At 37.6% G+C, this 26,461-nt stretch carries 24 protein-coding genes; 15 read left to right on the forward strand and 9 right to left on the reverse strand.

The features are described 5' to 3' along the window. Positions 1-18 precede the first annotated feature (18 nt). Both MKY27_RS03755 and MKY27_RS03760 read right to left on the reverse strand, forming a co-directional pair. Entirely contained in the window at positions 19-447 is a 429-nt protein-coding gene (locus tag MKY27_RS03755; protein WP_339197886.1) for a hypothetical protein, read from the reverse strand. A 186-nt stretch (positions 448-633) separates the two neighbouring features. After that, the gene (locus MKY27_RS03760) at positions 634-786 is read right to left on the reverse strand and encodes a hypothetical protein (RefSeq protein WP_008403534.1); all 153 of its coding nucleotides are present in this window, start codon (positions 784-786) and stop codon (positions 634-636) included. A 320-nt stretch (positions 787-1,106) separates the two neighbouring features. On the opposite strand from MKY27_RS03760, the gene MKY27_RS03765 reads away from it, so the two are divergent. Beyond that, the gene (locus MKY27_RS03765) at positions 1,107-2,495 is read left to right on the forward strand and encodes an aldehyde dehydrogenase (RefSeq protein ID WP_339197891.1); all 1,389 of its coding nucleotides are present in this window, start codon (positions 1,107-1,109) and stop codon (positions 2,493-2,495) included. 44 nt (positions 2,496-2,539) lie between these two features. Here the strand turns inward: MKY27_RS03765 and MKY27_RS03770 are convergent, their stop codons facing one another. Then, positions 2,540-4,117, reverse strand: coding sequence for an ATP-binding protein (locus MKY27_RS03770; protein ID WP_339197894.1), 1,578 nt, complete (start codon positions 4,115-4,117; stop codon positions 2,540-2,542). A gap of 355 nt (positions 4,118-4,472) precedes the next feature. On the opposite strand from MKY27_RS03770, the gene MKY27_RS03775 reads away from it, so the two are divergent. The 3 genes from MKY27_RS03775 (at position 4,473) to MKY27_RS03785 (ending at position 8,217) form a co-directional block, all read left to right on the forward strand. Beyond that, entirely contained in the window at positions 4,473-5,942 is a 1,470-nt protein-coding gene (locus tag MKY27_RS03775) for a UDP-N-acetylmuramoyl-L-alanyl-D-glutamate--2,6-diaminopimelate ligase (RefSeq protein ID WP_339197897.1), read from the forward strand. A gap of 76 nt (positions 5,943-6,018) precedes the next feature. Beyond that, on the forward strand, positions 6,019-6,579 hold the full coding sequence (locus MKY27_RS03780; protein WP_339197900.1) for a VanZ family protein: 561 nt from the start codon (positions 6,019-6,021) through the stop codon (positions 6,577-6,579). Positions 6,580-6,645: 66 nt separating this feature from the next. Next, positions 6,646-8,217 (forward strand): peptide chain release factor 3, encoded by a 1,572-nt coding sequence (locus tag MKY27_RS03785; RefSeq protein WP_339175362.1) that lies wholly within the window; start codon positions 6,646-6,648, stop codon positions 8,215-8,217. A gap of 402 nt (positions 8,218-8,619) precedes the next feature. Here the strand turns inward: MKY27_RS03785 and MKY27_RS03790 are convergent, their stop codons facing one another. Then, complete coding sequence (locus MKY27_RS03790) at positions 8,620-9,384, reverse strand: NRDE family protein (protein WP_339197903.1); 765 nt, start codon at positions 9,382-9,384, stop codon at positions 8,620-8,622. A 215-nt stretch (positions 9,385-9,599) separates the two neighbouring features. Between MKY27_RS03790 and MKY27_RS03795 the strand changes: the two genes are divergently transcribed. The 3 genes from MKY27_RS03795 to MKY27_RS03805 all read left to right on the forward strand — a co-directional run bounded on the left by MKY27_RS03795 (position 9,600) and on the right by MKY27_RS03805 (position 15,256). After that, entirely contained in the window at positions 9,600-12,647 is a 3,048-nt protein-coding gene (locus tag MKY27_RS03795) for an efflux RND transporter permease subunit (RefSeq protein ID WP_339197906.1), read from the forward strand. A 390-nt stretch (positions 12,648-13,037) separates the two neighbouring features. Beyond that, complete coding sequence (locus MKY27_RS03800; protein ID WP_339197909.1) at positions 13,038-13,802, forward strand: TerC family protein; 765 nt, start codon at positions 13,038-13,040, stop codon at positions 13,800-13,802. Positions 13,803-13,906: 104 nt separating this feature from the next. Next, entirely contained in the window at positions 13,907-15,256 is a 1,350-nt protein-coding gene (locus MKY27_RS03805; RefSeq protein ID WP_339175366.1) for a TrkH family potassium uptake protein, read from the forward strand. 68 nt (positions 15,257-15,324) lie between these two features. On the opposite strand, the gene MKY27_RS03810 is transcribed toward MKY27_RS03805, so the two are convergent. Then, a complete protein-coding gene (locus MKY27_RS03810) occupies positions 15,325-15,612 on the reverse strand; it encodes a transposase (protein ID WP_339197911.1) in 288 nt (95 codons plus the stop codon). A gap of 142 nt (positions 15,613-15,754) precedes the next feature. Between MKY27_RS03810 and MKY27_RS03815 the strand changes: the two genes are divergently transcribed. Then, positions 15,755-15,919 carry a hypothetical protein gene (locus MKY27_RS03815; RefSeq protein ID WP_339175368.1) on the forward strand — a complete coding sequence of 55 codons (165 nt, stop codon included), beginning with the start codon at positions 15,755-15,757 and terminating at the stop codon, positions 15,917-15,919. 131 nt (positions 15,920-16,050) lie between these two features. On the opposite strand, the gene MKY27_RS03820 is transcribed toward MKY27_RS03815, so the two are convergent. After that, positions 16,051-17,784 (reverse strand): B12-binding domain-containing radical SAM protein, encoded by a 1,734-nt coding sequence (locus tag MKY27_RS03820; RefSeq protein ID WP_339197914.1) that lies wholly within the window; start codon positions 17,782-17,784, stop codon positions 16,051-16,053. Positions 17,785-17,969: 185 nt separating this feature from the next. Between MKY27_RS03820 and MKY27_RS03825 the strand changes: the two genes are divergently transcribed. Both MKY27_RS03825 and MKY27_RS03830 read left to right on the forward strand, forming a co-directional pair. Beyond that, complete coding sequence (locus tag MKY27_RS03825) at positions 17,970-19,409, forward strand: ATP-binding protein (protein ID WP_339199628.1); 1,440 nt, start codon at positions 17,970-17,972, stop codon at positions 19,407-19,409. Positions 19,410-19,717: 308 nt separating this feature from the next. Then, positions 19,718-20,164, forward strand: coding sequence for a MarR family transcriptional regulator (locus tag MKY27_RS03830; RefSeq protein ID WP_339197916.1), 447 nt, complete (start codon positions 19,718-19,720; stop codon positions 20,162-20,164). Positions 20,165-20,208: 44 nt separating this feature from the next. Here MKY27_RS03830 and MKY27_RS03835 read toward each other — a convergent pair whose 3' ends face one another. The 3 genes from MKY27_RS03835 to MKY27_RS03845 form a co-directional block, all read right to left on the reverse strand. After that, positions 20,209-20,940, reverse strand: coding sequence for a chemotaxis protein (locus tag MKY27_RS03835; protein WP_339197919.1), 732 nt, complete (start codon positions 20,938-20,940; stop codon positions 20,209-20,211). A gap of 62 nt (positions 20,941-21,002) precedes the next feature. Next, a complete protein-coding gene (locus MKY27_RS03840; protein ID WP_339197922.1) occupies positions 21,003-21,614 on the reverse strand; it encodes a CPBP family intramembrane glutamic endopeptidase in 612 nt (203 codons plus the stop codon). An 84-nt stretch (positions 21,615-21,698) separates the two neighbouring features. Beyond that, positions 21,699-21,884 carry a DUF2187 family protein gene (locus MKY27_RS03845; RefSeq protein ID WP_008403508.1) on the reverse strand — a complete coding sequence of 62 codons (186 nt, stop codon included), beginning with the start codon at positions 21,882-21,884 and terminating at the stop codon, positions 21,699-21,701. A gap of 174 nt (positions 21,885-22,058) precedes the next feature. Here MKY27_RS03845 and MKY27_RS03850 point away from each other — a divergent pair, with 174 nt between their 5' ends. From MKY27_RS03850 to MKY27_RS03870, 5 genes are all read left to right on the forward strand, one after another. Further along, positions 22,059-22,247 carry a hypothetical protein gene (locus MKY27_RS03850; protein WP_339197925.1) on the forward strand — a complete coding sequence of 63 codons (189 nt, stop codon included), beginning with the start codon at positions 22,059-22,061 and terminating at the stop codon, positions 22,245-22,247. Between the two features lie 90 nt (positions 22,248-22,337). Then, entirely contained in the window at positions 22,338-22,526 is a 189-nt protein-coding gene (locus MKY27_RS03855) for an aspartyl-phosphate phosphatase Spo0E family protein (protein WP_339197928.1), read from the forward strand. Between the two features lie 325 nt (positions 22,527-22,851). Next, positions 22,852-23,718, forward strand: coding sequence for an NAD(P)-dependent oxidoreductase (locus MKY27_RS03860; RefSeq protein WP_339197931.1), 867 nt, complete (start codon positions 22,852-22,854; stop codon positions 23,716-23,718). A gap of 93 nt (positions 23,719-23,811) precedes the next feature. Then, on the forward strand, positions 23,812-24,717 hold the full coding sequence (locus tag MKY27_RS03865; protein WP_339175378.1) for a chemotaxis protein: 906 nt from the start codon (positions 23,812-23,814) through the stop codon (positions 24,715-24,717). Between the two features lie 202 nt (positions 24,718-24,919). Next, positions 24,920-26,461, forward strand: a complete 1,542-nt coding sequence (locus MKY27_RS03870) for a Ppx/GppA family phosphatase (protein WP_339199630.1) — start codon at positions 24,920-24,922, stop codon at positions 26,459-26,461.

The following is a 26,461-nucleotide window of genomic DNA, read 5'->3' on the forward strand; positions in this document are numbered from 1 at the left end:
TTATATTGGAAAGATATATTAATCCAGATGTGCATGCTTTATATAGTGAGTGGATGCCTGGGGAATGTCTTTATACGAAATTTCATCAAAAGCAACTAATGTCTCTTCATCAAATGTAATCGTTAGTATTTCTGTATTTTTGTTTTTTACAGGCATGAACCATTTTAACGTAATATTATTGATTGCTTCCACGTGCTGGATTTCATTTAGTAAGTTATAGCTGTCTTTCAGCAATGTAATTTCACTAAGAAATTCTGATGCCCTTAGGGAGACGATGACATTTTGTTTATCGTCAACCTGTGTAATTTCGATATTCAGCATTATATTTTCAATAAACTGTTTCAGCACGATTTCACTCAACATCAGCATCGTGTGAGTCTTTAGTTGCTCCTGTGTCATCGATGCCTTTGCTTCTATGATGGTTTCTTCCTGATCGGAATTCTTCATTTTTATAATATATTGAACTGAAACGGCGCAAACAAAAATAAGTAAGGCGATTAACATAGATTTCAGTAATTTATTTAAAATAAGGATAACCTCCTATGAACTTAGCGTAATAATCACTATTATATAGTTATTATGCCACAAAAAAATACTAAAAAGGACTGTCAATTGTGACAGTCCTTTTAAAAGTTAAGTATTTTGTTCTTCATTAGGAATAGTAGCAACAAATTCGTCAAAGTATAAAAATGATTCATCCTCAAGTTGTTTAACTTTCTGTTCGTTTAATCCAATAGATAATGGCCCGGAAAAAATCTCGCCCCACCAAGTTTCAGTAATAATCATTTTATATAGCCTCCTTGTACGATTGTTTTACATTGCTTATTATGTTCGATTATTAATTTAGTTATGAAATTCCCATATGTCTTTATTTATAAACATTTCTTTAAAAATTAAGACAATTTAATCATGAAGCCTCCTTTTTTTTGCAGGATATTTTTAAAACTTTGTAGTAGTTATTACTATAGTTAATATGTGTGAACAGCTATAATTTATGCATACATTTATCTTCATTCAAAAAAATGATTATTTTCTATTAACAGTTGATGAATGAAGCCGGATCTCTGTATAAGTCACGGATATTAATTTTGGGAAGGATGAAAAAAATGAATTTTACTGCAAATGATGTTGAACAAATGATCGAAAATCAACGTGCTTTTTATTTTACGGGCGCTACAAAAGATGTAGAATTTCGTAAAGAACAGCTCGTAAAATTAAAGGAAACAATAAAAAAATATGAAGATCAAGTAATTGAAGCTTTAGCTCTCGATTTAAGAAAAAGCGAGTTTGAAGCATTCACAACTGAAATCGGTATTGTTTATGATAGTATTTCCTATTTTTTAAAAAATATAAATAGCTGGATGGAACCGCAGCCTGTCAAAACACCGCTTCACTTCCAGCCTGCAAAAAGCTATGTTGTACGTGAACCATATGGAGTGACATTAATCATCGGGCCATTCAACTATCCATTCCAATTGATTATGGAGCCGTTGATCGGAGCGATTATCGGAGGAAATACGGCGATTGTTAAACCATCGGAATCTGCCGAAAATACAGCCTTTATTGTGAAAAAAATTCTGGAAGAAGTATTCCCTTCCGAATATGTACGTGTTGTAGAAGGGGAAAAGGATGAAGTAACGGCATTGATCCACGCATCTTTTGATTATATTTTCTTTACGGGAAGTGTAGCGGTAGGGAAGGTTGTGGCAAAAGCAGCTGCAGAACGCCTTACGCCGATTGCATTGGAATTGGGCGGAAAGAGTCCGGCAATTGTCGATCAGACGGCAAATCTGGATGTAGCGGCTAAACGGATTGTATGGGGGAAATTCAATAATACAGGACAAACATGTGTAGCGCCTGATTATGTTCTTGTCCATACAAGCGTTGCGAAAAAGTTTTCGCGTCTCGTAAAAAAAGCGATCAAAGAATTTTACGGTGATGATCCACAGCAAAGTAAGGACTACGGGCGTATTATTAATGAACGCCAATTCGACCGTCTGCAGACTATTTTAGATAGGGAACGAGATACGGTCGTATATGGTGGCCGTACAGACCGAGAAGATTTATATATGGAACCGACCGTGCTCGAAAATATTACGTGGGATCGACCTTCGATGGAAGATGAATTGTTTGGACCAATTTTACCGGTGATGACGTATGAAAATTTACCAAAAGCGATTCATGAAATTCGTCAATTGCCGAAACCGTTAAGTGCTTATTTGTTCTCGGAAAATGAAAAAGCGATCGATTACTTTTTAGAAGAGCTTCCGTTTGGCGGAGGCTGTATAAATGATGTCATTACGCATGTCGGCAATACGTATTTACCGTTTGGCGGAGTAGGGCCTTCAGGTGTGAAAGCATACCACGGAAAAGCAAGTTTTGAAAACTTCACACATCCGAAATCCATTTTGCACCGTTCTAATAAACTGGCAAATAGTCTGCTATATCCACCATACAAGCAAAAAGTAAAGCTTGTCCGTACAATTATGAAATAATGAAAAGAAGGCTTTCCCGTTAATTCCAGGAAAGCCTTCATCTATTATTCTGTCATAATCGGAAACGTTAATAATATTTCAGTACCGACATGCTGCTTGCTTTTAATTTGGATGGACCCTTGATGATCTTGTACAATTTTATTGATAATCATCATGCCAAGCCCTGTTCCATTAGTTTTCGTCGTATAGAAAGGTTCGAACATCCGGTCCAGCACATGTTGTGGAATACCACATCCCGTATCAATAATTTGAATACGGATCTCTTTTTCGTCTTTACTTTTGCATACTTGCAATGTAATGGAACCATCTTCATTGATCGCTTCGATCGCATTTTTGAATAAATTTATAAACACTTGCTTGAGTTGATTTTTATTTCCTAAAATTGTAATGTTCAAAAATTCATTAATAATTTTTAAAGAAATCGCTTTTGACTGGAACTCGTATTGAAGAAACTGGACGACCTCGGATAAAGCTTCCGCCAAATTAATCGGCGCATACTGATTAGCCTGAGGTTTTGATAATACAAGGAACTCCGATAAAATTAATTCAATTCGCTCGGTTTCATTTTGAATGAGCTTTGTATACTCATAGTAAGGCGAATCCGGATCTTCGTTCATCATTTGAACATAGCCGGAAATTACCGTCATTGGATTGCGGATTTCATGAGCAACACCCGCGGCAAGCTCTCCGACAAGCCGTAATTTTTCCGACTGCAAAATCAGATTTTCATTTTCTTTAATGTAGGAAATGTCCCGTGAAATGACAGATGATCCGATAATCTCACCATGCGGACTCAAAATAGGTGACAATGAAATTTGTGCATCAAAAAAAGTGCCGTCTTTTCTCATATCGGTCGTTTCGTGGAGCCGATACTTTTTTCCGAGCATCAAATCATCTTTCCTTTGCTTCGATTCTTCCTCATTTTCCGGGGGAATCAGCGGTAAAACACGCCCTAATGCCTCCTCCTTAGACCAGCCATACAATTTCTCGAATGCAGGATTGACCGCAATAACACGGTCTTCCAAATCAAATACAGCAATTGCATCATTAGCCTGTTCGAAAAACAAATGCAAATAGGCATGTTTGGAATTTAAATAATATTCACGGTCAATTGCATTTTTTTCTAGCTTTAACCAAATCTGTTTTATTAAAAAACTTTGTCCAATACTCATAATGCAAATCGCCATCAAAAAGCTGAAAAGTAAAAGTTGATCATCTGAGTTAAAACTATGGTAGGGAATCATCGATAACGTATTTAAAATATAGATTTCGATGAATACTAAAATAATGTTGATGAAAGAAATTATATAAGAACGGTAAATGGTTAAAGTCGCGATTACCCAGATAAAAGTATAAAACGAAAGTATACTCACATTTTGATAGTTAAATAGGAAAACAGTGATATGCCATGTACATATCAAAATAATTTGCAGCACTTTGGGGGGCGTTTTTAAATAATATAAAGCGATGAGCATAATGCAACTACCGATACTAATACCTAAAAACGAATAAGGATGCTTGAACAGCTGTGTAGCAATGACAGTAATAAAAATAAGCGTCGAGAAAAAATAAGTAATTACCATAAGCAGATTTCGCTTATTTAAAATCTCTTGTTGCTGCATAAAACACCTCGGATAAGTAATATTAACTATAATGATACAGTAATTCATGATGTCGATAAATGACGAATTTTGATATGATAGATATATCGTATAAATAAATTAAATAAGAACGAATTGGAGTTTTTAATTTTAAATATAATTTTAGGTCCTAATTTCAGTATTTTGAGTCAATAATACGAAAATGAACTTATGTATTATATGTCCATAGTCCTTATATTGCAAACATGTTTATTTTATACGGAAACATTACAGATGTTGAAAAGCGTGGAAATTTCAATCTATGCACAGTATGATGATTAGTACATAGAAGAAAATTATCATTCGCAATTATATTGCAATTGTGGGGGAAAGAATTATGTATGCAGAAGAACTTTTAAGTACACTGATGCAAAAGAAAGTTGTAGGTCAACTACCGAAACTGATTAAAGATATTGCAATTGACTCGCGCAGTGTACAGCCAAACAGTTTATTTATATGTATAAAAGGTTTTACAGTGGACGGGCATGATTATGCTCAAAAGGCAGTTGATGCAGGTGCAACTGTAATTGTTACAGAACGTCTATTACAGTTGGATGGAGAAATTGCACAAGTAATCGTAAAAAATACGACACGTACACTTGGCATTTTAGCGGCAAAGTTTTTTGATTATCCATCGAAGGATATTATGATGATCGGAGTTACAGGTACAAATGGGAAAACTAGCGTATCTGGAATTATCCACAATATATTAATCGGACTTGGCGAAAAATCGGCATTGTCAGGAACAATCGGTTTTAATTTAAATGGTGTACTGTACGAATCGGCAAACACGACAAGTGATTCATTAAATACACAACAGATGATTTTTCGTGCAAAAAGTGAAGGCTGCCGTGCAATGGTGATGGAAGTTTCATCACACGGTTTAGCATTGGGCCGTTTAGCCGGTGTTGACTACGATGTGGCGGTATTTACGAATTTAACGCATGATCATTTAGATTTCCACGGTACGATGGAAAACTACGGGAACACAAAAGGTTTGCTGTTTTCTCAGCTAGGACAAGACTTGGAGAAGAACAAGCATGTCGTATTAAATGCTGATGATCCTTGGTCTGAGCGCTATGCGGAAATGACACCGTTCCCAATTTGGACGTACGGATTGCATAATAATGCGATTTTCCGTGCAGTAAACTGCAATTATGAAAATGGAATGACGCGATTCGATATGGAAACACCGGAGGGTACATTCCCGGTATCAATGCATTTACTGGGCGAGTTTAATATTTACAATGTCCTTGCAGCAACAGCCGTGTTCTATGCCCGCGGTTTCCCGATTGATGTTATTATTGAACAAATTGAAATGCTGCCGCCAGTCAAAGGGCGTATGGAGAAAGTAGAATCGGATTTACCGATTCAAATGTTCATCGACTATGCTCATACACCGGATGCGATTGAAAAAGCGATCAATGCGGCAATGCCATATAAAAAACCGGAAAATAAATTAATTTTCCTTGTTGGCACTGGTGGCGGACGGGATAAAACAAAACGTCCGACAATGGCAGAAAAAGCATCGGTTGCAGATTATGTAGTCTTGACAACGGATGATCCACGCTATGAGGAATTTGACAGTATTACAGGTGATTTGGCAAAAGGTATGAAACATAAAAATTATGCCTGTATCGGTGACCGTGCCGAAGCCGTTAGACATGCGGTAAGTGTTGCAAATCCTGGTGATATCATTATTTTCGCTGGTAAAGGTCATGAGGATTACCAAATTATCGAAAATACAAAATATCCGCATAGTGATGCGAAAATTGCGATTGAAGCTGGAAAGTTAAAATTTGTATAGATTATGCTATAATTTTTTCAAATCCACCGTGTTAACGTAATAGCGTTAGCGGTGGATTTTTTTGGAGGTGACAAAAATGATCTATTCATTTTTACTTAGTATGATTGCGTACTGCACTGTAAGCTTCCCGATTTATTGCATATTGCGCGTGTTTTATATGAAAAATAAAACTAGATACGCGTGGCGCGAATTGACAATGCTTTTATTTTTCTTTTACAGTGTCAGTATCTTTTCCCAAACGATTATTCCAGATTTCCAAATGTCGAATGGACAGATCATTTTTGATACTTCCACCGCATATGTGCGCAGCAATTTTACCCCATTACAAACAATTATGCTGTATTATGACCAATTGAATGGACCATTGGCTAATATTGCATTTTATAATTTGGCAGGCAATATTGTCCTGTTTATACCTTTTGGTTTCTTTATTCCGCTATTATGGGGAAAATTCAGAGGATGGCGTATTATGCATGTCGTCGCGTTTACGATTCCGTTATTTATTGAAGGGACTCAATATTTTATTGGTCGTAGTATAGATGTCGATGATGTATTATTAAATGCAATCGCCATTGTAATCGGTTTTATGCTTTTCAAAGTTTTGCGGAGATTACGGAAAATGAGCCTAGCAAAGTAAAAAAGGTTGTAACAAATGACTGTTGTCTTTTAAAATAAGAAAGTATGAAAAAAGGAGACGAAATTAATGACTTTAGAACAAGATATATTAGCGCGTCGTACATTCGCCATCATCAGTCACCCGGATGCTGGTAAAACGACGATTACAGAAAAACTACTATTATTCGGTGGTGCGATTCGTGACGCAGGAACAGTAAAAGGAAAGAAGTCAGGTAAGTTTGCGACATCTGACTGGATGGAGATCGAGAAACAACGTGGGATCTCGGTTACTTCTTCTGTTATGCAGTTCGATTACTCAGGCTGCCGTGTAAACATTCTGGATACACCTGGACACCAAGACTTCTCGGAAGATACGTACCGTACGTTAATGGCTGTAGACTCGGCTGTCATGGTAGTCGATGCGGCTAAAGGGATCGAGGCCCAAACATTAAAGCTATTCAAAGTTTGTAAAATGCGCGGTATTCCGATTTTTACATTTATCAATAAATTGGACCGTCAAGGGAAAGAGCCGTTGGAACTTATTGAAGAATTGGAAGAGGTTCTTGGTATTAACGCATACCCGATGAACTGGCCGATTGGTATGGGGAAAGAGTTCCTGGGCATTTACGACCGTTACAACAAGCGTATCGAGCAGTTCCGAGTAGAAGAAGGTGACCGCTACTTGCCACTTGATGAAGAAGGACATTTAGCTGTTGATAACGATATGAAAAAAACATCGTATTATTCACAGGCAATCGACGATATCGAACTTCTGAATGAAGCTGGAAATGAATATTCAGAAGATAAAATTGCTCGTGGTGAATTGACACCGGTATTTTTCGGATCGGCATTAACGAATTTCGGTGTACAGACATTCCTTGATACGTATTTAAAATTTGCACCGATTCCTCAGCCTCGTATTACGGAAGATGAGCAATTTATCGATCCTGTTGATCATGGCGAATTTTCTGGATTCATTTTCAAAATTCAAGCGAATATGAACCCGGCACACCGTGACCGTATTGCATTCGTGCGTATCGTATCAGGTAAATTTGAGCGCGGTATGAACATGACACTTTCACGTACAGGTAAATCGTTCAAAGTGACACAGTCAACACAGTTCCTTGCAGATGATCGTGAAACAGTAAATGAAGCTGTTGCTGGTGACATTATCGGTCTTTATGATACAGGTACGTATCAAATTGGAGATACGGTAGTCGGCGGCAAGAAAACATTCAACTTTGAAAAATTACCTCAATTCACACCTGAAATTTTCATGAAAGTTTCGGCGAAAAACGTAATGAAAGGGAAGCAATTCCAAAAAGGTGTGCTGCAATTAGTACAAGAAGGCGCAATTCAGTATTTCAAAACAATGCATACTGAAGAAGTAATTCTTGGTGCGGTTGGTCAATTACAGTTTGAAGTATTCCAGCACCGAATGATTAATGAATACAATGTAGAAGTAATTATGCAGCCGATTGGCAGCAAAATTGCACGTTGGATTGAAAACGAAGAAGATGTGAAAGATTCAATGCATTCTCAGCGTTCAATGCTTGTGAAAGACCGTTTCGATAATAAAGTATTTTTATTTGAAAACGAATTTGCGATGCGCTGGTTCTCTGAGAAAAACGAAAACATTCAATTATACAGCTTACTATAATTGAATAATTAATAAGCCCCGGCAATTTTCTTTGTAAGAGAATTGCCGGGGTTTTTTGCATTTTGAGGGAATGAGGGTGTCGTGAGCAGGGCATTTATTAGAAGTTTTAGACTGAAATATAGAAAAGAAAAAGCGAAAAGTAGAACTCCCCGGTGTCAAAGTAGAATGTTTTGACCGAAATGTGGAACGAAATAGAGAGAAGTGGAACCCGAAAATTTATTATAAGTTTACGAATTAAATGTAGAAAGTAAAGAGAGAAAAGTAGAATGTTTTTAGGGGAAATTGGAACTATTCATCCGGAAAGTAGAACAAAAGTGTGAAAAAAGAGAACCGGGTCCGGATATTAGAATAGTTACGATAGAAAGCAGAACTCCTTCCCGGTCTCCGTTATTTGCCAATCACTTATTCTCCTGCATTAATACGGTAAGAACGGTCAAATTTAAATTTCCCGTTTTCATATGTCCGTTCTAGAAAATCAATCTCTCTATTATTTTTGAAAACAATAGCTGTGGAGCAGCGCGTACCGTAATTAGGAAGTTTTACAAATTGGGCGGATAAGGATCTTTCCAGATGGATACCTACACCAGTATTTGGCAATACTTCATCTTGTGCGATTTCAGCATTTGCCAAAAGCGAGATGAGTGTATTCATTTCGACTGCATCTTCTTCGACTGTATTTTCCAATACAGTTTTAGCAGCAGTTACTTTTGGCCATGGTGTATTGAAAGTAGCGTTACTCACACCGTGAATTCCGCTTTCTATCATACTGTGTTCATCGTAAATATTATTGTAATGATGCATGTCTTCACCGTCATAAAGCAAAACATTGAAACCTCCGTACAAATCTCTTTTTGAACGCAGTGACTGGATAAAAGCGTCTGTCGATTCTGTAGCAGTTAGAAACAACCGTACAATTTCTCCACGTGACAATTGGCCGGTTTCAGGAAGGCGCGGATCACGGTAATTTGTAATGGCAGCAAAACGGCCATTTTTTGACAGCCCCATCCAGCTGCCCTGCTGACGTAAATCTCGTCCGGCTAATATTTCAGGTTCATCTTCCCAAAAATGGGCAGCTGCTGTCGGCCGGTCGTAAAATTCGTCACGGTTCGCAACGACGATGAGCGGATAAGATGGATGAACTTTATAGGAAAATGCAATTAAACACATAAATGGACCCCCGTAGCTTGTAGTGTAGGCAATGCATTCCAGCAAGGAATTCACTGGAGCTGAAAATCCAGACTAATAAAACCATGCCTACTTTGTATGATTTTTTGTAACATTTTGCTGTAAAAATGTAAGTTTTGTCGGATGATAAAAGGGAAAAAGATAGCTCTACCCGAATTTTAATGAATATAAAGACAAATTGAAAGGACTTTCCACCGATGAATATAAGCAAGTTTTCTATAAAACGCCCGGTATTTACAATTGTTTCAATGATTTTCGTGCTAATACTCGGTGCCGTTTCATTATTTAAAATACCTGTTACGTTAATACCCGATTTAAATCCGCCGATAGGGGTTGTTGTAACAAACTATCCGGGTGCAAGTCCGATAGAAGTAAATGAAAAAGTGACAAAGCCGCTTGAAGCATCTCTGGCCACATTGCCGGGGATAAAACGAGTGCAGTCGACATCGCTGGAAAGCTCGAATCTCATAATTTTGGAGTTTGATTGGTCAACGAATATGGATGATGTTCAAATGGACATCTTGCAGCGTATTGACCTTGTTCCGCTTCCTGAAGATGCGGGAACACCAAACTTTTTAAAGTTTGATCCATCACAGTTTCCGATTATTCAATTGGCACTGTCAGCAGATAGGGAAGAAGTCGATATCCGGCAAATCGCCGAATCGCTTGAGCAGGAATTACAGCGGACTGAAGGGGTGGCCAGTGTAACCGTTTCCGGTGAAATTGTTGAAGAAGTTCAGATTGAGCTGGATGCCGAAAAGCTTGAGCAAAATAATTTAACGCAAGATGATGTAATGCAAATTATCCAGGCGAGCAATATTTCCATGCCGGGTGCAGAGCTAAGTACAAAAGATAATCAGCTGTTAACTACAAGGGTGGTCAGCTTGTTTACAAGTCCGGAAGAAATAGCGAATGTTGTGCTTTCGGTCAATCCGTTAACAGGTGAGTCAATTAAAGTTCAGGATATAGCAAACGTAGAACGAAAAGAACAGGAAACGAACACGATTACAAGGGCCAATGACCAGCAGGCTGTACTTATCTCGGTTTTGCAGGAGTCTGGAGCAAATACCGCAAATGTATCCGAAACTTTTCAAAAGGAGCTTGGCCAATTATTAGATGAGCCCCAATATGATGGCATTGAGGCGACTATTTTATTTGATCAGGGGGACTATGTACGATTGGCAATCAGCAATATCAGCTCTTCGCTTATTTTTGGCGGACTGTTTGCGATGCTTGTCCTTTTCTTCTTTTTGTCCGGAATAAAAAGTCCGCTTATTATCGGGATTGCGATTCCTTATTCGGTCATCGTAACGTTTGTACTTATGTTTTTTGCGGACTTCTCTTTAAATATTATGACACTCGGTGCACTTGCACTTGGTATCGGGATGCTTGTGGATAATGCCATTGTTGTAATAGAAAATATTGAGCGTCATTTAGAGCTTGGAGAGAATCCGAAAGAAGCAGCAGTGAATGGTACAAAGGAAGTGGCTTTAGCAATTACCGCGTCTACTGTCACGACGATTGCGGTATTTGTACCAGTTATTTTTATAAGTGGGTTAATTGGACAAATATTTGTCGAGTTTGCATTAACGATTTCTTTCAGTTTAATCGCTTCACTTTTTGTGGCATTAACAGTTGTTCCAATGTTGGCCAGCCGTCTCTTACGTACAAAACCTGCGACGATAATAAAGAAACGGGAGGAATCTTGGCTGTACCGGAATTATACGAAAGCGCTGAAATGGGGATTAAAGAGACGTGCCCTCATTTTAATTATCACAATTGTCTTGGTGGGTATCTCCGGTTTTACAATATATAAAACAGGTACAGAGTTTTTACCGCCTACAGATGAAGGATTTGTATCGCTGTCAGTCGAGCTTCCGAACAGTGCAACGGTTGAGAAAACAGAACAAATTGTATCGGAAATTGAAGAAATGGCGAAGGATTATGATGAAGTGGATGTAGTGGTCAGTCTAATTGGAGGTAATCAGCAATCTTTATCTCGAGGTACTAGTGAACAAAATGAAGGAGAGATTTCAGTCAAGCTCGTTGAATTAGGGGAACGAGATCGTTCCATTTTCGAGTTTGTAGAACAGTTTGAAAAACAAGTACAGCAGGAAATCGGAGAGCGTGCTGAAGTGACGTTTTCATTGTCGTCTTCTTCCGGATCAACACCGAACTCCTTAACATTCCGTGTGACGGACAGCAATGAGCCTCAGCTGCAAAAAACGGTCGCTTCCATCCAGGAACGTGTAGCAAATATCGATTCGGTCATAGAAGTAACGACTGATTTGGATGAAGTGCAAGAGGAAATTCAAATTGAAGTAAACCGTGAAGATGCACTTCAATATGGGCTAATGCCTGCACAAATCGCACAAACCGTCAATATGATGACACGAGGTGCATTTACAACGCAGATTATTGCCGAAGATGGGGAAGTACTGGGAGTATACACTGGTTTCGGAAAAGCGTACCGTGAGGATGTGGAAGCACTTAAAGCGATGAAGCTTCGAACAAATGCCGGGGTGTTTGTGGAGCTGCAGGAGCTTGCATCGGTTGAAATAAAAGAAACCCAAACGGCTATCCGGAGATCGGATCAGGCATCGGCCGTTGCTGTATTTGTAAAATACGATACGTCCGAATCGCTTAGCGGCATTTCCCGAAAAGTGGATGATGCGATTGAAGAAGGTGGAATTCCCGCAACATCGAGAATTGTCTTTGGCGGGGACCGTGAATTATTTGACAGTGCAAAACAAGATATGATTTTGGCTATTCTACTTGCGGTCATTCTTATTTATTTAGTAATGGGCGCTCAATTTGAATCATTTAAGCTGCCGTTTGTCATGATATTCAGTGTACCGCTAATGATCATCGGTGTCGCGATTTCATTGTTTGTAACAAATACATTGCTTGGTGTCACAGCCATTATCGGAATCCTTATATTAGTAGGGATTGTAGTGAACAATGGTATTGTGCTTATTGACTATATCAATCAAAAACGGCAGCTCGGATTAAATAAAACCGATGCGATTATTACCGGGGCGCAGGATCGGATGAGACCGATATTAATGACGGCTCTAACGACGATTTTAGGGTTGGTTCCTTTAGCATTGGGTATTGGTGAAGGAACTGAAATCAATCAGCCAATGGCGGTTGTTGTTATTGGAGGACTCATCAGTTCAACAATTCTAACTTTATTTATCGTACCGATCATCTACAGCTTGATTGAAAAGGAAGCAAAACATTAGCTCAGAAAAAGTATGTGTAGACGGTTATTGTAAAATGTTGATGAAATATGAAAGAATCGTTTGATTTTTTCAGATGTTATCGGTAAAATAACAATATAATAATTGAATTGAATATCCATTGACATTTGTCAAAGGGGAGTAGCTATAAGAAATTTAAATAGCAGCTTGTCTTTATAGATAAGCGCTATATTTAAATGTACTTACTTCACATTCGTCATTACATGGTTAGGAGCCATCGGGTGTGATAGCATTATGTGCTTAGCAAGACCTTTGCCTATATTACATAGGCAGAGGTCTTTTCTTTTTTGGCCAAAAAGGATATTTTTTCAAGTTTATATTATTAACGCCTAATTTATTGGGTACAAGTAAATAATAAGGAGGAGAAATTTCATGGAAGCAATTTTATTAGAATATGCATGGGTCTTACTTGTATTAGTATTCCTTGAAGGGCTATTAGCTGCAGATAATGCAGTTGTAATGGCAGTAATGGTTAAACATTTACCAAAAGAACAACAGAAAAAGGCATTATTTTATGGATTATTCGGTGCGTTCGTGTTTCGTTTCATCGCACTGTTCCTTATTACGTTCTTAGCGAAATACTGGGAAATTCAAGCGCTTGGTGCGGCTTATCTATTATTCATATCCATAAAACATCTATACGATAATCACTTTAAAAAGCAGGATGAAGAGTCGGAAATTAAAGAAGGTAAAGGTTCTGGTTTCTGGATGACTGTATTAAAAGTAGAGCTTGCGGATATTGCGTTTGCAATTGACTCAATGCTTGCAGCAGTAGCGATTGCTATGACGTTACCGCATATTAGTGACTACCATATTGGCGGAATTAATGCAGGTCCATTTGCTGTTATGTTCCTTGGTGGTTTTATCGGGCTTGTCATTATGCGTTTCGCGGCACAAATGTTTGTTAAGCTGTTGAACGATTATCCGACATTGGAAACTGCAGCCTTTTTAATTGTAGGCTGGGTAGGTGTCAAATTGGCTGTACTTGCTTTAGGACATGAGAACTTGGCTATTATTGATCCGCATTTCCCACATTCTACAACATGGAAAGCGATCTTCTGGGTCGTGCTGCTTGGACTTGCTGTGGGCGGCTATTTAGTAAGTGTGTACAAAAACAAAAAAGCAAAAGCAGAATAATAAATAATTTAGGAGATACTTCTACTATTAGAAGTGTCTTCTTTTCATTTTTCACGTTATTCATTATACTAGAAAAAATGTAATAAAATATCGGAGGCCACCATATGCCTTTTAAAAAATTCGAAAAACGGAAAGTTACGCCTTTCCAAATTTTAATCACTTATTATTCAGTAGCTATTTTAATTTCATTTTTTTTGCTGCGTCTCCCGGGAGTACATCTGGAAGGCGTCCACGTATCGTTTCTGGACAGTTTATTTACGGCGGTTAGTGCCGTTAGTGTAACGGGTTTAACGACTGTGACTGTTGCAGAGACCTACAGTAGCTTTGGGCTTGCAATGATTTTGCTCATTCTGCAATTTGGCGCGATCGGGATTATGTCCATCGGTACGTTTTTATGGCTGTTGTTTGGAAAGAAAATCGGTATGCGGGAACGGCAGCTGATTATGATTGACCATAATCAGTATAATTTATCAGGTGTTGTAGCATTAATTCGTCAAATTGCCAAACTGCTGTTTATGATTGAATTTACCGGTGCCTTTATATTAACGGTTCACTTTAAGCGTTATTTTGCGACATGGGAAGAGTCGGCGATTAATGGGTTGTTTGCTGCCATTTCATCGACAACAAACGGAGGCTTTGATATTACGGGAATGAGTCTGGAACCATTCCACCATGATTATTTCATCCAATTTGTCTGTATGATTTTAATTTTTCTAGGTGCAATCGGTTTTCCGGTATTAATTGAAGTGAAGGCTTATTTAACGAAAAAGGATCCGGCTTTTCGCTTTAGCTTATTTACAAAGGTTACGACCTTCACGTATGTCGGCTTATTTATTTTCGGTTCAGTTGTTATTTTTATTATTGAATCTTTCCAGTCATTTAAAGGGATGCGATGGCATGAGGCGGTGTTTACGGCCATGTTCCAATCGGTTTCCACCAGGTCGGCCGGTTTGACGACCTTTGACGTAACATCTTTTAATGAGGCGACACAGCTCTTTATGAGTGCGCTCATGTTTATCGGGGCGTCACCAAGTTCTGTAGGAGGCGGGATTCGCACAACGACATTTGCCATTGTTTTATTATTTTTAATCGCATTTTCCCGCGGGCAGTCGGAAATTCAAATCTTTAACCGGGAAATTCATGTAATCGATGTATTCCGTTCATTTGCGGTGCTGATTTTTGCGATTATTATGGTGCTCGGTGCTGCGATGGTTTTGTTTATTACAGAATCACGTGCAACGATGATGGAAGTCATATTTGAAATTACTTCAGCATTCGGAACGTGCGGGATGTCGCTCGGTATAACAGAGAACTTGACGGCATTCGGAAAAATGGTCATTATGGTGCTCATGTTTGTCGGGCGTGTAGGGCTCATTTCTTTCCTTTATTCAATCGGCGGGTCTGCCCAGAAGAAGAAGTATCATTACCCGAAGGAAAGAATTATTATTGGGTAAATAGTATGATAGAATGCGTAAAAACGTCCATTTCCTTTAAGGGAATGGGCGTTCTTTTTTAAGGACAGTTATTTTTCCTGCAATGTGAGAATCATCAGCCTGTAAATAGTAAAGACTCCAATATATGCACCGGAAATCAAAAAGAGCTCATTTAAAAATAAGCCGTGAATTTTTGTCATAAATACTGCGTCATCAATAATGATTTGATAAATCGAAGTGGATGCAATACTGCCGAAAATGATGACAAAAATAACAGCGAGTATATTGAAGACAAGTGCGGACTTGCTGATTTTCTTTCGTATAAGAACCATAATAAGCGGAACAACAATGCTAGAAATAACTAAAAATATTTTCAAAAATAGCACTCCTTTCTTCTTATTTGAATTATGCCCTCTTTTTTGGGGTATAAAACGAGTAGGCTGATTGCAGCTCTGTTTAATCATATCGGCGGAATAGATAATAGCCGAATGGTTAATTTATTAAATGGAGGTGATATATATGGAGAAAAAGAAAGGGAATGACCGACAAAACATGAAAGAGGAAGTTGGACCAGAATTAAACCCTGATGATTTGGATCTTCGCGAAGACAATGATTTAACGGAAGAACAATCGAAAAATAGCCCACAAAAAAAGCAAACGGATTCTCACTCGAATAAAAAGTAAGTTTATAGTTCATAAAAAGATGTAGGGACAACAAGCAAGCTTCCTGCGGGTCCATTATAACGTTCAGTAAAAAAGCTATTTTTCTCTGAGAGAAAAATAGCTTTTTGGGGTTAGATTCCAGCCACTTTTGATTAATTGAATGTGCTGAAGTAAGGCTGTTGTCCATTGCGGAAGTATGTGAATAAATAGCCCGTTTTCTTTTGTGGTGCACCGACTTCATAATTTTGTAAATCGATGTGGAACGGAATAATTAAGGAATGCTTGAATAATTCGCGTTCCGTAATTTGCATTGCTTCAAATTCCTCACCTACAAGAGCAGGATTTTCTTTAATACGTGCATAGGCATCTTTCATCTCAATTTCAGAAAGACGGTCATCCCACCAAAGTTTACGCGGCTGGAATTGCTGACCTTGAAGGAAGTCATATTTCATTAGGCTTGTAATGACTTCTAAGTCGGCATGCTCGACCGTTTGAAGGAACTCAAGTAAACGGCGGAATAAATCTTCTAGCTGATGTCCGATACGTGACCAGCCTTTTGTTTCCCAATATGTGCCGAAGCTTTGGAAGAAGTCGAAAGGCGTTTCAAATACTTCTGTTACTAAATATTCAATTGTATTGTCCATACGGTGTGCGTTCCAATACTTTTCCAGTACATCTTCCGCATGTTTAATACGGACAATATCATCAAATGTTAATACATTATTTGAGAAAATTTCATATGGCGAAATATCAACATATGTGTAGCCGTACTTTTCGGCTTCCAGGCGTAATCCTGTCCCGCGCAGCAGTTTCAAAAAGCCAAGCTGAAGCTCTTCCGGGCGCATCGCAAAGACATCATTGAATGTTTTACGGAATGACGAATAATCCTCTTCCGGCAATCCGGCAATTAAATCAAGATGCTGGTCGATTTTGCCGCCTTCTTTTACCATCGTAACAGTACGTGTAAGCTTTTCGAAGTTTTGTCGACGTTTTACAAGATCGTTCGTTAAGTCATTCGTTGACTGTACACCAATTTCAAAACGGAACAGCCCTTTCGGAGCATTGTCATTTAAAAATTGGATGACTTCAGGACGCATAATGTCTGCCGTAATCTCGAACTGGAATACGACACCTGGCTGATGTTCATCAATTAAAAACTGGAACATTTCCATCGCATAACTACGACTAATATTAAAGGTACGGTCAACGAATTTAATCGTTCTTGCCCCGTTATTCATTAAGTAGCGAATATCCTCTTTAATCTTCTCACGGTTGAAATAACGAACACCTACTTCAATGGAAGATAAGCAGAATTGACAGCTGAACGGACAGCCACGGCTTGTTTCAATATATTGAATTCGTTTACCCAGGTGAGGTAAATCTTCCTCAAATCGGAAAGGGGTAGCAATTTCCCGTAAATCGATTTTAGGTGGCTGTGCATGGATTTTTAATTTTCCTTCTTCTAAATAGCAGATACCCGGTACTTTTTCGAGAGGAATCTCACCATTGAAATGACGAAGCATTTCTTTAAATGAAACTTCCCCTTCGCCCATTATAATGAAGTCGATTTCTTCATGTTTGCGAATCCATTCATGGACATCATAGGAAACTTCCGGACCACCTAATATAATTTTAACTTTCGGCAATACTGTTTTTAGCATGCGAATTACCGCAATCGTCTCATTAATATTCCAAATATAACAGCTGAATCCGACAACATCCGGTTTCTTTTGGAAAAGGTCGGATACGATGTTGAAAGCGGGGTCTTTAATTGTATATTCAGCAAGCTCACAGTCGAATTCAGGCTGTGCTGCTGCTTTTAAATAGCGAATCGCTAAATTAGTATGAATATATTTTGCGTTGAGTGTACTTAATATAATTTTCATAATTTTATTCTCCTCTTCATAAAGTCTATTGTAGCAGTGTAAACAGATACAAACAACATGGGAGAATATACCCATTTTATTCCAAATAGTAATATGAAATAATATACGGTAAGTATACAATTCTGAAAATTCTATAATATTTGAAATTGGGGGTAATAGGTGTAGTGGAAGGCCAATTGAATTATATGTTAGAAGAGCTTTTTCAGCAATCCAATGAACAAATCATTATATTGAACCGCCAAGGTAAAATTGAATTTATGAATAGTAAGGCAGAAGAAATATTGCAATCAGTCCACTTACCGAAGTGCTTTTGGGAAAGTGCGGATAAAATTAGTGGTGAGTGGGAGAGATTTACCGGTTCTGTAATTGAAAATTCAACATCTACTGCAACGTTTATATTAATAAATAAATATCACCAAAAAATACCGGTTCAAGTTTGGGGTCATTATCTGGAACATAAACAACTAATCTTTACTAGGATTCAGGTAAACCCTTCCAATGTCATCTCATTTGAAGAAAAAAGTAAAACCGTGATGTTTCAGAATTTAATAGATGGAATGGCGCAAGGTGTAATATTAACAATGCTGAATGGAAAGATTATATCCGGCAATGCTATGGCATTACATTTACTTGATCGCAAAGCATCTCAAATAGAAAATAGAAGCTATGATTATCTATTTGAAGACTGCCAATATGATTCCCAGGTCATCACTCAATATTATAAAAAGATTTCCAACAGGGAAATGGCCAGTATTTTTGTTATGAGAAAAACAGAAGATGGAAATACGGTCTATTTAAATTTTATTAGTAAAGTAGATGAAAATTTAGGGATCTTGGTCACAACAATTATTGATCAAACAGAAGAGATGATGCTGTTGAAAAGAATCGAGCATCAGCAATCGTTATCATTTATTGGTCAAAATATTGCTTCGATTGCCCATGAGATACGAAATCCAATGACATCGATTCAAGGTTTTATCCAAATGATTAAGAGCAGTTTAAATGAGCAGGAATATCCTTACTTCAAAATTCTTGAATCGGAATTGAAGCGCATGGATGATTTACTTGGGGATCTTCTCAACATTTCAAAACCAAAGAAACAAGCATTCCAAATGCTTGATATGAAGGAAGTTGTAGACGAGGCAATTCAGCGTATGCAACCTCTTGCAATGAAAACAAATGCTATGATTTTATTTGAATTTGACGAAAAAGTAGAATACAAAATTAATGGTGACTTTAATCGCCTGATGCAAATGATTATTAACTTGCTGAAAAATGCGATCGAAGCTATGGATACGAATAATTACATTGTCGTACGTTTAGTTTACCGAGGTAAAAATACGCTGCAGCTTTCAGTTGAGGATAGTGGTAAAGGGATGAATGCGGTTGATATAGAAAATGCATTAAATCCTTTTTATACAACAAAGGAAACAGGATCCGGGCTGGGATTAATGCTTGTACAATCTGTCGTTAAAGAACATAATGGGGCTCTTCACATTGAGAGTGAGCAAGGTGCAGGATCTAAGTTTTTAATTGATTTTGATTTACGAAATGAAATTGAATATTTAAATTCTTCTCCTTCTTTTTCAATGAAAGTGGCTAGAATGGCGGCAATTTCGAAGTGATTTTGACAAAACTTCCAATCCATCGCTATAATATGTACATCTTCATTAAGCAGTTTTAGTAAATACTAGCTGGAATCTGGAGAATTCAGTGTAAGAACATTGCTTCCACTCGGAAATGAAAGCGTATCAATTTCGTGGTGGACAAGCTTCTTGCAGGAATCACAGGTTATTGAAGGGAATTTAAAGAGTAAGTTAGCCTGAACGTCATATTACCGGCAACAGCTGACGGTCCCGGCAATGAGGGTCTCCTTAAATCCTGCGCAATTGCATACAGTGTAATTGATTATTTAAAATAGAGGATGGTTTTTATGGCTTCAGAGGAAGTAAAGCAATCGTTAAAATTATTTATCGTATTATCAAGAGCTCATAAAGCGATAAGTGAAGCTACGAATCAATTTATACAAGCAAATGGTTTGAATCCTACAGAATTCGCAGTTTTAGAACTTTTATATCATAAAGGTCGCCAGCCCCTGCAGCAGATCGGGAATAAAATTTTATTGGCGAGCGGGTCGATTACTTACGTAGTGGACAAGCTGGAAAAACGCAATTTTTTAGCGCGTGTTTCGTGTCCAACCGATCGTCGTGTCACATACGCGGAAATTACCGATCTTGGTTCCGAGTTTATGGACAAACTGTTTCCTGAACATGAACAGAATATTCATGAACTTTTAGGGGTATTAACAGCTGAAGAAAAACAGACAGCAATAGAGTTATTAAAAAAATTAGGATTATCTATTAAAGATTTATCCTATTAAGCAATAAAAGGACACCCGGAATTTACGGGTGTCCTTTTTAGTGGTTATTGAATTGTTAAGCCCATTTGTAAAAAGGCGTCTGTTAAGTCAGCTTGGACATTATCGTAAATTGTTAGTGTAACAAATAGGTTTTCACGTTCAATTACAACTTTTACAACCTTTTCATCCTCTAATAAAGCTTCATATCCAACAATATTTGAAATTTCCTTACGTTCTTCCAAAGTAGATGCCAAATCCAGATCTTTTGTGCTATCAGGTGCAATGGCAGAAATAGTTTCTTTTGCAGATTCTTTTAACTGATCAAAAGTTACATCTTCTTTTTGTACAACTTCAATCTGCATTGAAGTAGCTTCATCAGCATTATTTAATAAACTGTCAACACCTGGTTCTTCTGAAGTAAGTGTATAGTTTTCAAAATGCTGAATCGTGTAATTCATTTCATCACTTGTAGAAGTTACTACTTTTTCTTCAAACGGCTGACCATTTGAAATGTATGTCAATGTAGTATTATCGGCTTTATCTTCTTGTTCAGCTTTTGTTTCTTCTGATGATGTCTCAGTAGCTTCTTCTTGCTGGTCTGAAGAAGCGTCATCCGATTCGTCTGTCTCGTTCGTCTCGGTAGTTTCCGGCTGTTCTTCATTTTGCACTTCTTCTGTTTCGGCAGGTTCTTCATTTGCTGCATTTGATGTTGTAGGCTCGTCTGTATCCGTATTACATGCTGCCAAAAATGCAGATAAAATTACTACGGCACCGACTTGATAAATTGATTTCTTCATATGGATCCCCCTTTTACTTGTATAGACGGAAATTAGAAAGATAAGTTTCTGCTTTAATTGTATCAGAATAATGGTAAAACTAAAAATAATAGTAAAACAAAGACAATATGGGTAACGATTATTAATGGTAAACTTTTTTTCCATTCATATAAAGCTCCCCAAAGTATACCGGCGATAATTGCTGCAAGAGCACCCGGCAGGAACCCGCTAATGGCTAGAGACAGCGAAAATAGTAAAGATGTGATCAAGACAGCCCAGAAAGGCGTTGTGAATTGTTTTAACTGCTGCTGAACATAGCCCCGCCAAAATATTTCTTCTCCCACTGCTACAATAAAAATGAGCATTAAGTAATGGAAAATATTTTGAGGACCATATACATCCAAAAATTTCGTAATATCTTTTGCTGCATTTTTATCGAGATAAGGCATTATCTTGTAACCGAGTTTTACAATACCATACGTAATTGTCCCGTATCCAATACCGTAAATCAAATACTGCCAAGTTGGAATGCGATCTTCAAATTTACCTGCCATTAAGCTGATTGCAATTCCAACTAGTAATGTAAAGGCATATAAATACCAGAAAATCGTTTTTTCATAAAATGTAAAAAACATCATGCTGAAAATAAAAACTAATGCCAGAAGGAGTGTAATGATTTGTTTTCTGTTTTTCAATAGCTTAACCTCCCCTTACGTATCGTAACAAAAATTACCCTTTTTATCATCATATCAATGTTAAAAAGGGTAATTTGCATTAAATTATTCGTTATTAGCTAATATTTTATACCGTTTATGATTAACAACTGTTTTCTCTTCCATTTCTAAATCATGGAAATTATCCATAATCGTTATATCAACGATAACGGAATTCTCATTCACTTTTTCAACGACTCCTTTTAAGCCGTCTTTAAACTCGATTATATTTCCAACTTCCGCAATTTTCATACACAGTCAGTCCCTTCATCGACTACTAATTAACAGTTTGCTTGAAATTATACTACAAAATTCAATTAGTTTGAATAATTTTATTAATTTACTAGGGTTTATTTGAAATATATTTTCGATTAAGAGTTTGATATATTGGATTTATGCACATAAAAAATGGAAAGAGAGATCCAGATGACAGACTATAAAAATATTCTCGATCAGTTGCGTAACGGTGAATTGCAATCTGTGATTATAAAAAAAGAAGAATTTTTACAGTTCCGGGAATACCTTGTGAAAGATGAACAATTTAAAAACTTCCGTGGTGAAGCAAAACAAGGCGGGGATGTTGTTTATACATTTTCGGAAAACTCAAGGGCATAATAATTGTCGAATTTTGAATAATGATTCTTTTGTAAGAAGATTACAAAATGGGTATAATAATGGTAATTGACTAAAAAAGGAGGAAATAAATTGGGTAGACCTATCTCGAATGAGGCACTACTACTGGAAATTGAAAAAAAGCGCGAACAAATGATTCAATCGGGTCTGGAAAATGGTTTACGTAGTCACAAAACACTTGAGCTAAGTATCCAAGTAGACAATCTGATGAATGCTTTTAATCAATCAAGAAGTGCACATCTGTTTTTAAACATTAAATAATAAAAAAAATTATAAATTTTATGTTTAAAACAGTACTGAGAAGGGAAGAGTAATTTTGAACACAGCAACATTCTCATTTCCCCCTTTAGAGTAGAAGCGGACCAACGCTACTGCTCTCTTTTTTTATATATGCTCGAAATTTCAATTTATTCATCCAATTCCTCTAAAGAACCCTAACAAAATTTTCCGATTTAAAAGTAATATGGTATAGAAATTTATCTTATAGTGAAGCGGTGCTATTTTATTTTGAATTATTAAAATACACTGACATTGAAGTTCTGGCTGGTTTTGTTAAAATAAAAGAAAATACTAAAGGGGCATACATATGGAATCCAAAAAAATAGGTTTTATCGGCACAGGCGTTATGGGGGCAAGCATTGTTGTGCATTTGCTGAATGCCGGGCATGATGTAACAATTTATACAAGAACAAAAAGCAAAGCGGAAGATCTTATTACAGCAGGCGCAAAATGGGCAGAAACACCGGCACAAGCAAGTAAAGAACAGGATATTGTCTTTACGATGGTCGGTTATCCAAAAGATGTCGAGGAAGTTTATACTGGAGAGAACGGTATTTTCTCTGCAGCGAAACAAGGAGCGATTATTGTTGATATGACGACATCCGAACCGACTCTTGCGAAAAAACTTTATCAAGAGGCAAGTGAACGCGGATTACATAGCCTTGACGCACCCGTATCAGGTGGAGATATCGGTGCCAAAAATGGAACGTTATCGCTTATGGTTGGCGGCGACAAAGATATATTCGAAAAAATGCAGCCGATTTTCGAACTGTTTGGACAAAATATTATTTACCAAGGTGTTGCAGGCAGCGGGCAGCATACGAAAATGTGCAATCAGATTGCGATTGCTTCCGGCATGATTGGTGTTTGTGAATCGATGGCTTACGGTTTAAAAGCGGGACTCACAATGGAAGAAGTTCTTCGTTCGATTACAGCAGGGGCAGCAGGGTCATGGTCGCTTTCCAATCTTGCCCCACGTATGTTGAAGGGGAATATGGAACCAGGCTTTTATATTAAACATATCATTAAAGATATGAAGATAGCGCTTGATGAAGCGGAACGCATGAATCTCCAATTACCAGGCTTAACTTTAGCGAAATTTATGTACGATCAGTTACTTGCAGAAGGTTATGGTGACAATGGGACACAAGCATTAATCAAGTATTATGAGTGAGTACAAAGGGCATAATAATATATAGTAGTTAAATAGTTCTTATGATACAATAGGATTATTGTAAGCGTGGCAGTTTGGAAGGAGAGACATGTAGTGGAAAATCAGAAAGGGATTTTACTAGAAAGTGGAACAAATGAGCTTGAGATCGTTGAATTTGAGGTGGCGAACAATAAGTTCGGTATAAATGTCATTAAAGTAAAAGAGATTATTCAGCCTATACCAGTGACATTTATTCCGCATGTGCATCCACATGTTGAAGGCATTATTCAATTGCGTGGGGAAGTATTGCCGGTTGTAGATATGTTGAAAGTATTAGGCATACCGACAGAAAACCGAAACCCACAGCAAAAATATATTGTGGCGGAATTTAATAAGCAGCGTGTTGTATTCCATGTGGACAATGTTACACAAATTCACCGTATTTCTTGGGATCAGATTGAAAAACCTTCGGACATGTACCAAGGTGGGGCATCTCAAGTGATTGGCGTTATCAAGTCTCAAGAAGAAATGATTTTGCTACTGGACTTTGAACGAATCATGGTTGACATTAATCCTGAATCTAGCATAAGTGTAGATGCTGTGAAAAAGCTCGGCAAGCGTGAACGTACTGAAAAGAAAGTTATTATCGCGGAAGATTCACCGTTACTGCGTAAACTGCTGTTTGATACGATGAATGAAGCAGGTTATGTGAACACGGAGTTTTTTGAAAACGGTCGTGATGCATATGAATATCTGGAAGCGATGGCGAAAGCAGATAAACAAATCGAAAAGCATGTACAGCTAGTTGTTACAGATATTGAAATGCCTCAAATGGATGGACATCATTTAACAAAGAAAATTAAGTCACATCCGGATCTTAAAAAGCTTCCAGTCATTATTTTCTCAAGTCTGATTACCGATGATTTGCGTCATAAAGGTGAACAGGTAGGAGCGGAAGAACAAATTTCAAAACCTGAAATTGCAGAACTGATTTTACGTATGGATAAGTTAATTCTATAAAAGACTAGCCTAATAATTGAAGCATTGTTTTAAAATGTATAAAATAATGAGAAAGCCGGATACCTTGAAAAAGTTATTCCGGCTTTTTTGTACAAAAAAAGAAGAGACTTAAAGAATATTGAACTAATGCAGCAACTTTTCTTGAAGGGCAATAAAGAGGGCAAAAGAATACAAAGGTATTTAGAAGGAAGTGAAGCGGATGATGAAAAAAAATAAGACAGCCATCATTGATATTGGTTCTAACACGATTCGACTTGTACTATACTCCTATAATAAAAACGAAGGGTTAAAAGAATTCGGTAATATTAAAACCGTTGCCCGACTGCGCACATATTTATTGCCAAATGGTGAAATGTCCGAAGAAGGTATTCAGCTATTGGCTGAGACGTTAAAATCATTCCGCTTAATATTGGCGGATTACGATGTAACGGACGTAAAAGCGGCTGCAACTGCCGCAGTACGTCAAGCGATCAATAACGATCAGATAATTACCCGTATGAAAGACGAAACAGGCATTCTGATTGATATATTAACCGAGGAAGAAGAAGCATATTACGGATTTATTGCAGTAGCCCATTCGATGGATACCCCGTCTGCAGTGACAATCGATATCGGGGGCGGTTCAACTGAGATTACATTATTCATCAATAAAAAGCTCCAAAAAACGATCAGTTTTCCATTCGGTACTGTTTCCTTAAAACAAAAATTTGTAAGCGGAACGGTTATAAATAAAAGCGAGCGTGAGAAGCTGCGTTCATTTGTGAAAGAACAATTTGCTTCGTTGAAATGGATCGTCGATGTAGGATTACCGGTGATTGCGATTGGGGGAAGTGCACGAAATATCGCCCAAGTTCACCAGCAAAAAATTGGCTACCCACTATCTGGTGTTCATCAATATGAAATGACGTTGAGTGATTTACAACAACTGCGCGACTATTTGACAGAATTTTCGTACGATAATTTGAGGCAACTGGATGGTCTTTCATCAGACCGGGCAGATATTATCGTTCCGGCAATGGAAGTCTTTATGGCGCTCCTGTCTACTGTAAAATCGAATTCTTTCCTTATCAGTAAAAAGGGATTGCGGGAAGGGCTCATTATTAGCCGTGTTTTACAAGATAATCCACATGCCTATGATAAGTACAATGTTTTTGAAGAAAGCGGTCGGCAGCTTGCATTAGCCTATGGACGTACGGAAGAGGAAGTACGTACACTGGAATCGCTGACAGAGCAATTATATAAGGGCTGTATTAATTTAAAGCTATTTGAATATAGTGAAGTAGATCTAGAACTATTAAAGAAAGCAGCAAAAGTGTATGGAATCGGAGAATATATCGAGCTGGATTCCTCCAGTCAGCACACTTTTTATTTGATTTCCAACCAGTCCATACCAGGCTTGTCCCATCTCAACCGGATTAAACTGGCATTGCTGGCATCATATAAAAACCGTGATTACTTTTTGCGTTTTGCACGTCCGTTCGATTCCTGGATTTCAAAAGAGGAATTTAAAAAGCTGCGCGACTTTGGGGCGATATTAAAATTTGTTTATGCCTTGAATATGACGAAGCGCAATGTCGTCAAAAATATTGCAATCGAAAAAGTAAACAACCAATTTCACATAGAAGTACACGCTTCTGAACGGGCAATAGCTGAAATGGCCCAGGCAGAAAAACAGAAAAAGCATATCGAGCGTGTTTTCAAAGGTGAGGTAAAACTTAAGTTCAAGGAAGAAAGGCAGGGTTGA

This window comes from Solibacillus sp. FSL R5-0449, assembly GCF_037975215.1.
Lineage (GTDB): Bacteria > Bacillota > Bacilli > Bacillales_A > Planococcaceae > Solibacillus.

What these genes read in the sequence shown, in the direction of transcription:
- MKY27_RS03825 (WP_339199628.1), top strand. Translation starts at nt 17,970, where the DNA reads ATGTTAGAAGAGCTTTTTCAGCAATCCAATGAACAAATCATTATATTG.
- MKY27_RS03800 (WP_339197909.1), top strand. Translation starts at nt 13,038, where the DNA reads ATGGAAGCAATTTTATTAGAATATGCATGGGTCTTACTTGTATTAGTA.
- MKY27_RS03870 (WP_339199630.1), top strand. Translation starts at nt 24,920, where the DNA reads ATGAAAAAAAATAAGACAGCCATCATTGATATTGGTTCTAACACGATT.
- MKY27_RS03755 (WP_339197886.1), bottom strand. Translation starts at nt 447, where the DNA reads ATGAAGAATTCCGATCAGGAAGAAACCATCATAGAAGCAAAGGCATCG.
- MKY27_RS03845 (WP_008403508.1), bottom strand. Translation starts at nt 21,884, where the DNA reads ATGAAAATTGCGGAAGTTGGAAATATAATCGAGTTTAAAGACGGCTTA.
- MKY27_RS03850 (WP_339197925.1), top strand. Translation starts at nt 22,059, where the DNA reads ATGACAGACTATAAAAATATTCTCGATCAGTTGCGTAACGGTGAATTG.
- MKY27_RS03785 (WP_339175362.1), top strand. Translation starts at nt 6,646, where the DNA reads ATGACTTTAGAACAAGATATATTAGCGCGTCGTACATTCGCCATCATC.
- MKY27_RS03775 (WP_339197897.1), top strand. Translation starts at nt 4,473, where the DNA reads ATGTATGCAGAAGAACTTTTAAGTACACTGATGCAAAAGAAAGTTGTA.
- MKY27_RS03780 (WP_339197900.1), top strand. Translation starts at nt 6,019, where the DNA reads ATGATCTATTCATTTTTACTTAGTATGATTGCGTACTGCACTGTAAGC.
- MKY27_RS03795 (WP_339197906.1), top strand. Translation starts at nt 9,600, where the DNA reads ATGAATATAAGCAAGTTTTCTATAAAACGCCCGGTATTTACAATTGTT.
- MKY27_RS03860 (WP_339197931.1), top strand. Translation starts at nt 22,852, where the DNA reads ATGGAATCCAAAAAAATAGGTTTTATCGGCACAGGCGTTATGGGGGCA.
- MKY27_RS03765 (WP_339197891.1), top strand. Translation starts at nt 1,107, where the DNA reads ATGAATTTTACTGCAAATGATGTTGAACAAATGATCGAAAATCAACGT.
- MKY27_RS03790 (WP_339197903.1), bottom strand. Translation starts at nt 9,384, where the DNA reads ATGTGTTTAATTGCATTTTCCTATAAAGTTCATCCATCTTATCCGCTC.
- MKY27_RS03815 (WP_339175368.1), top strand. Translation starts at nt 15,755, where the DNA reads ATGGAGAAAAAGAAAGGGAATGACCGACAAAACATGAAAGAGGAAGTT.
- MKY27_RS03820 (WP_339197914.1), bottom strand. Translation starts at nt 17,784, where the DNA reads ATGAAAATTATATTAAGTACACTCAACGCAAAATATATTCATACTAAT.
- MKY27_RS03760 (WP_008403534.1), bottom strand. Translation starts at nt 786, where the DNA reads ATGATTATTACTGAAACTTGGTGGGGCGAGATTTTTTCCGGGCCATTA.
- MKY27_RS03770 (WP_339197894.1), bottom strand. Translation starts at nt 4,117, where the DNA reads ATGCAGCAACAAGAGATTTTAAATAAGCGAAATCTGCTTATGGTAATT.
- MKY27_RS03835 (WP_339197919.1), bottom strand. Translation starts at nt 20,940, where the DNA reads ATGAAGAAATCAATTTATCAAGTCGGTGCCGTAGTAATTTTATCTGCA.
- MKY27_RS03805 (WP_339175366.1), top strand. Translation starts at nt 13,907, where the DNA reads ATGCCTTTTAAAAAATTCGAAAAACGGAAAGTTACGCCTTTCCAAATT.
- MKY27_RS03830 (WP_339197916.1), top strand. Translation starts at nt 19,718, where the DNA reads ATGGCTTCAGAGGAAGTAAAGCAATCGTTAAAATTATTTATCGTATTA.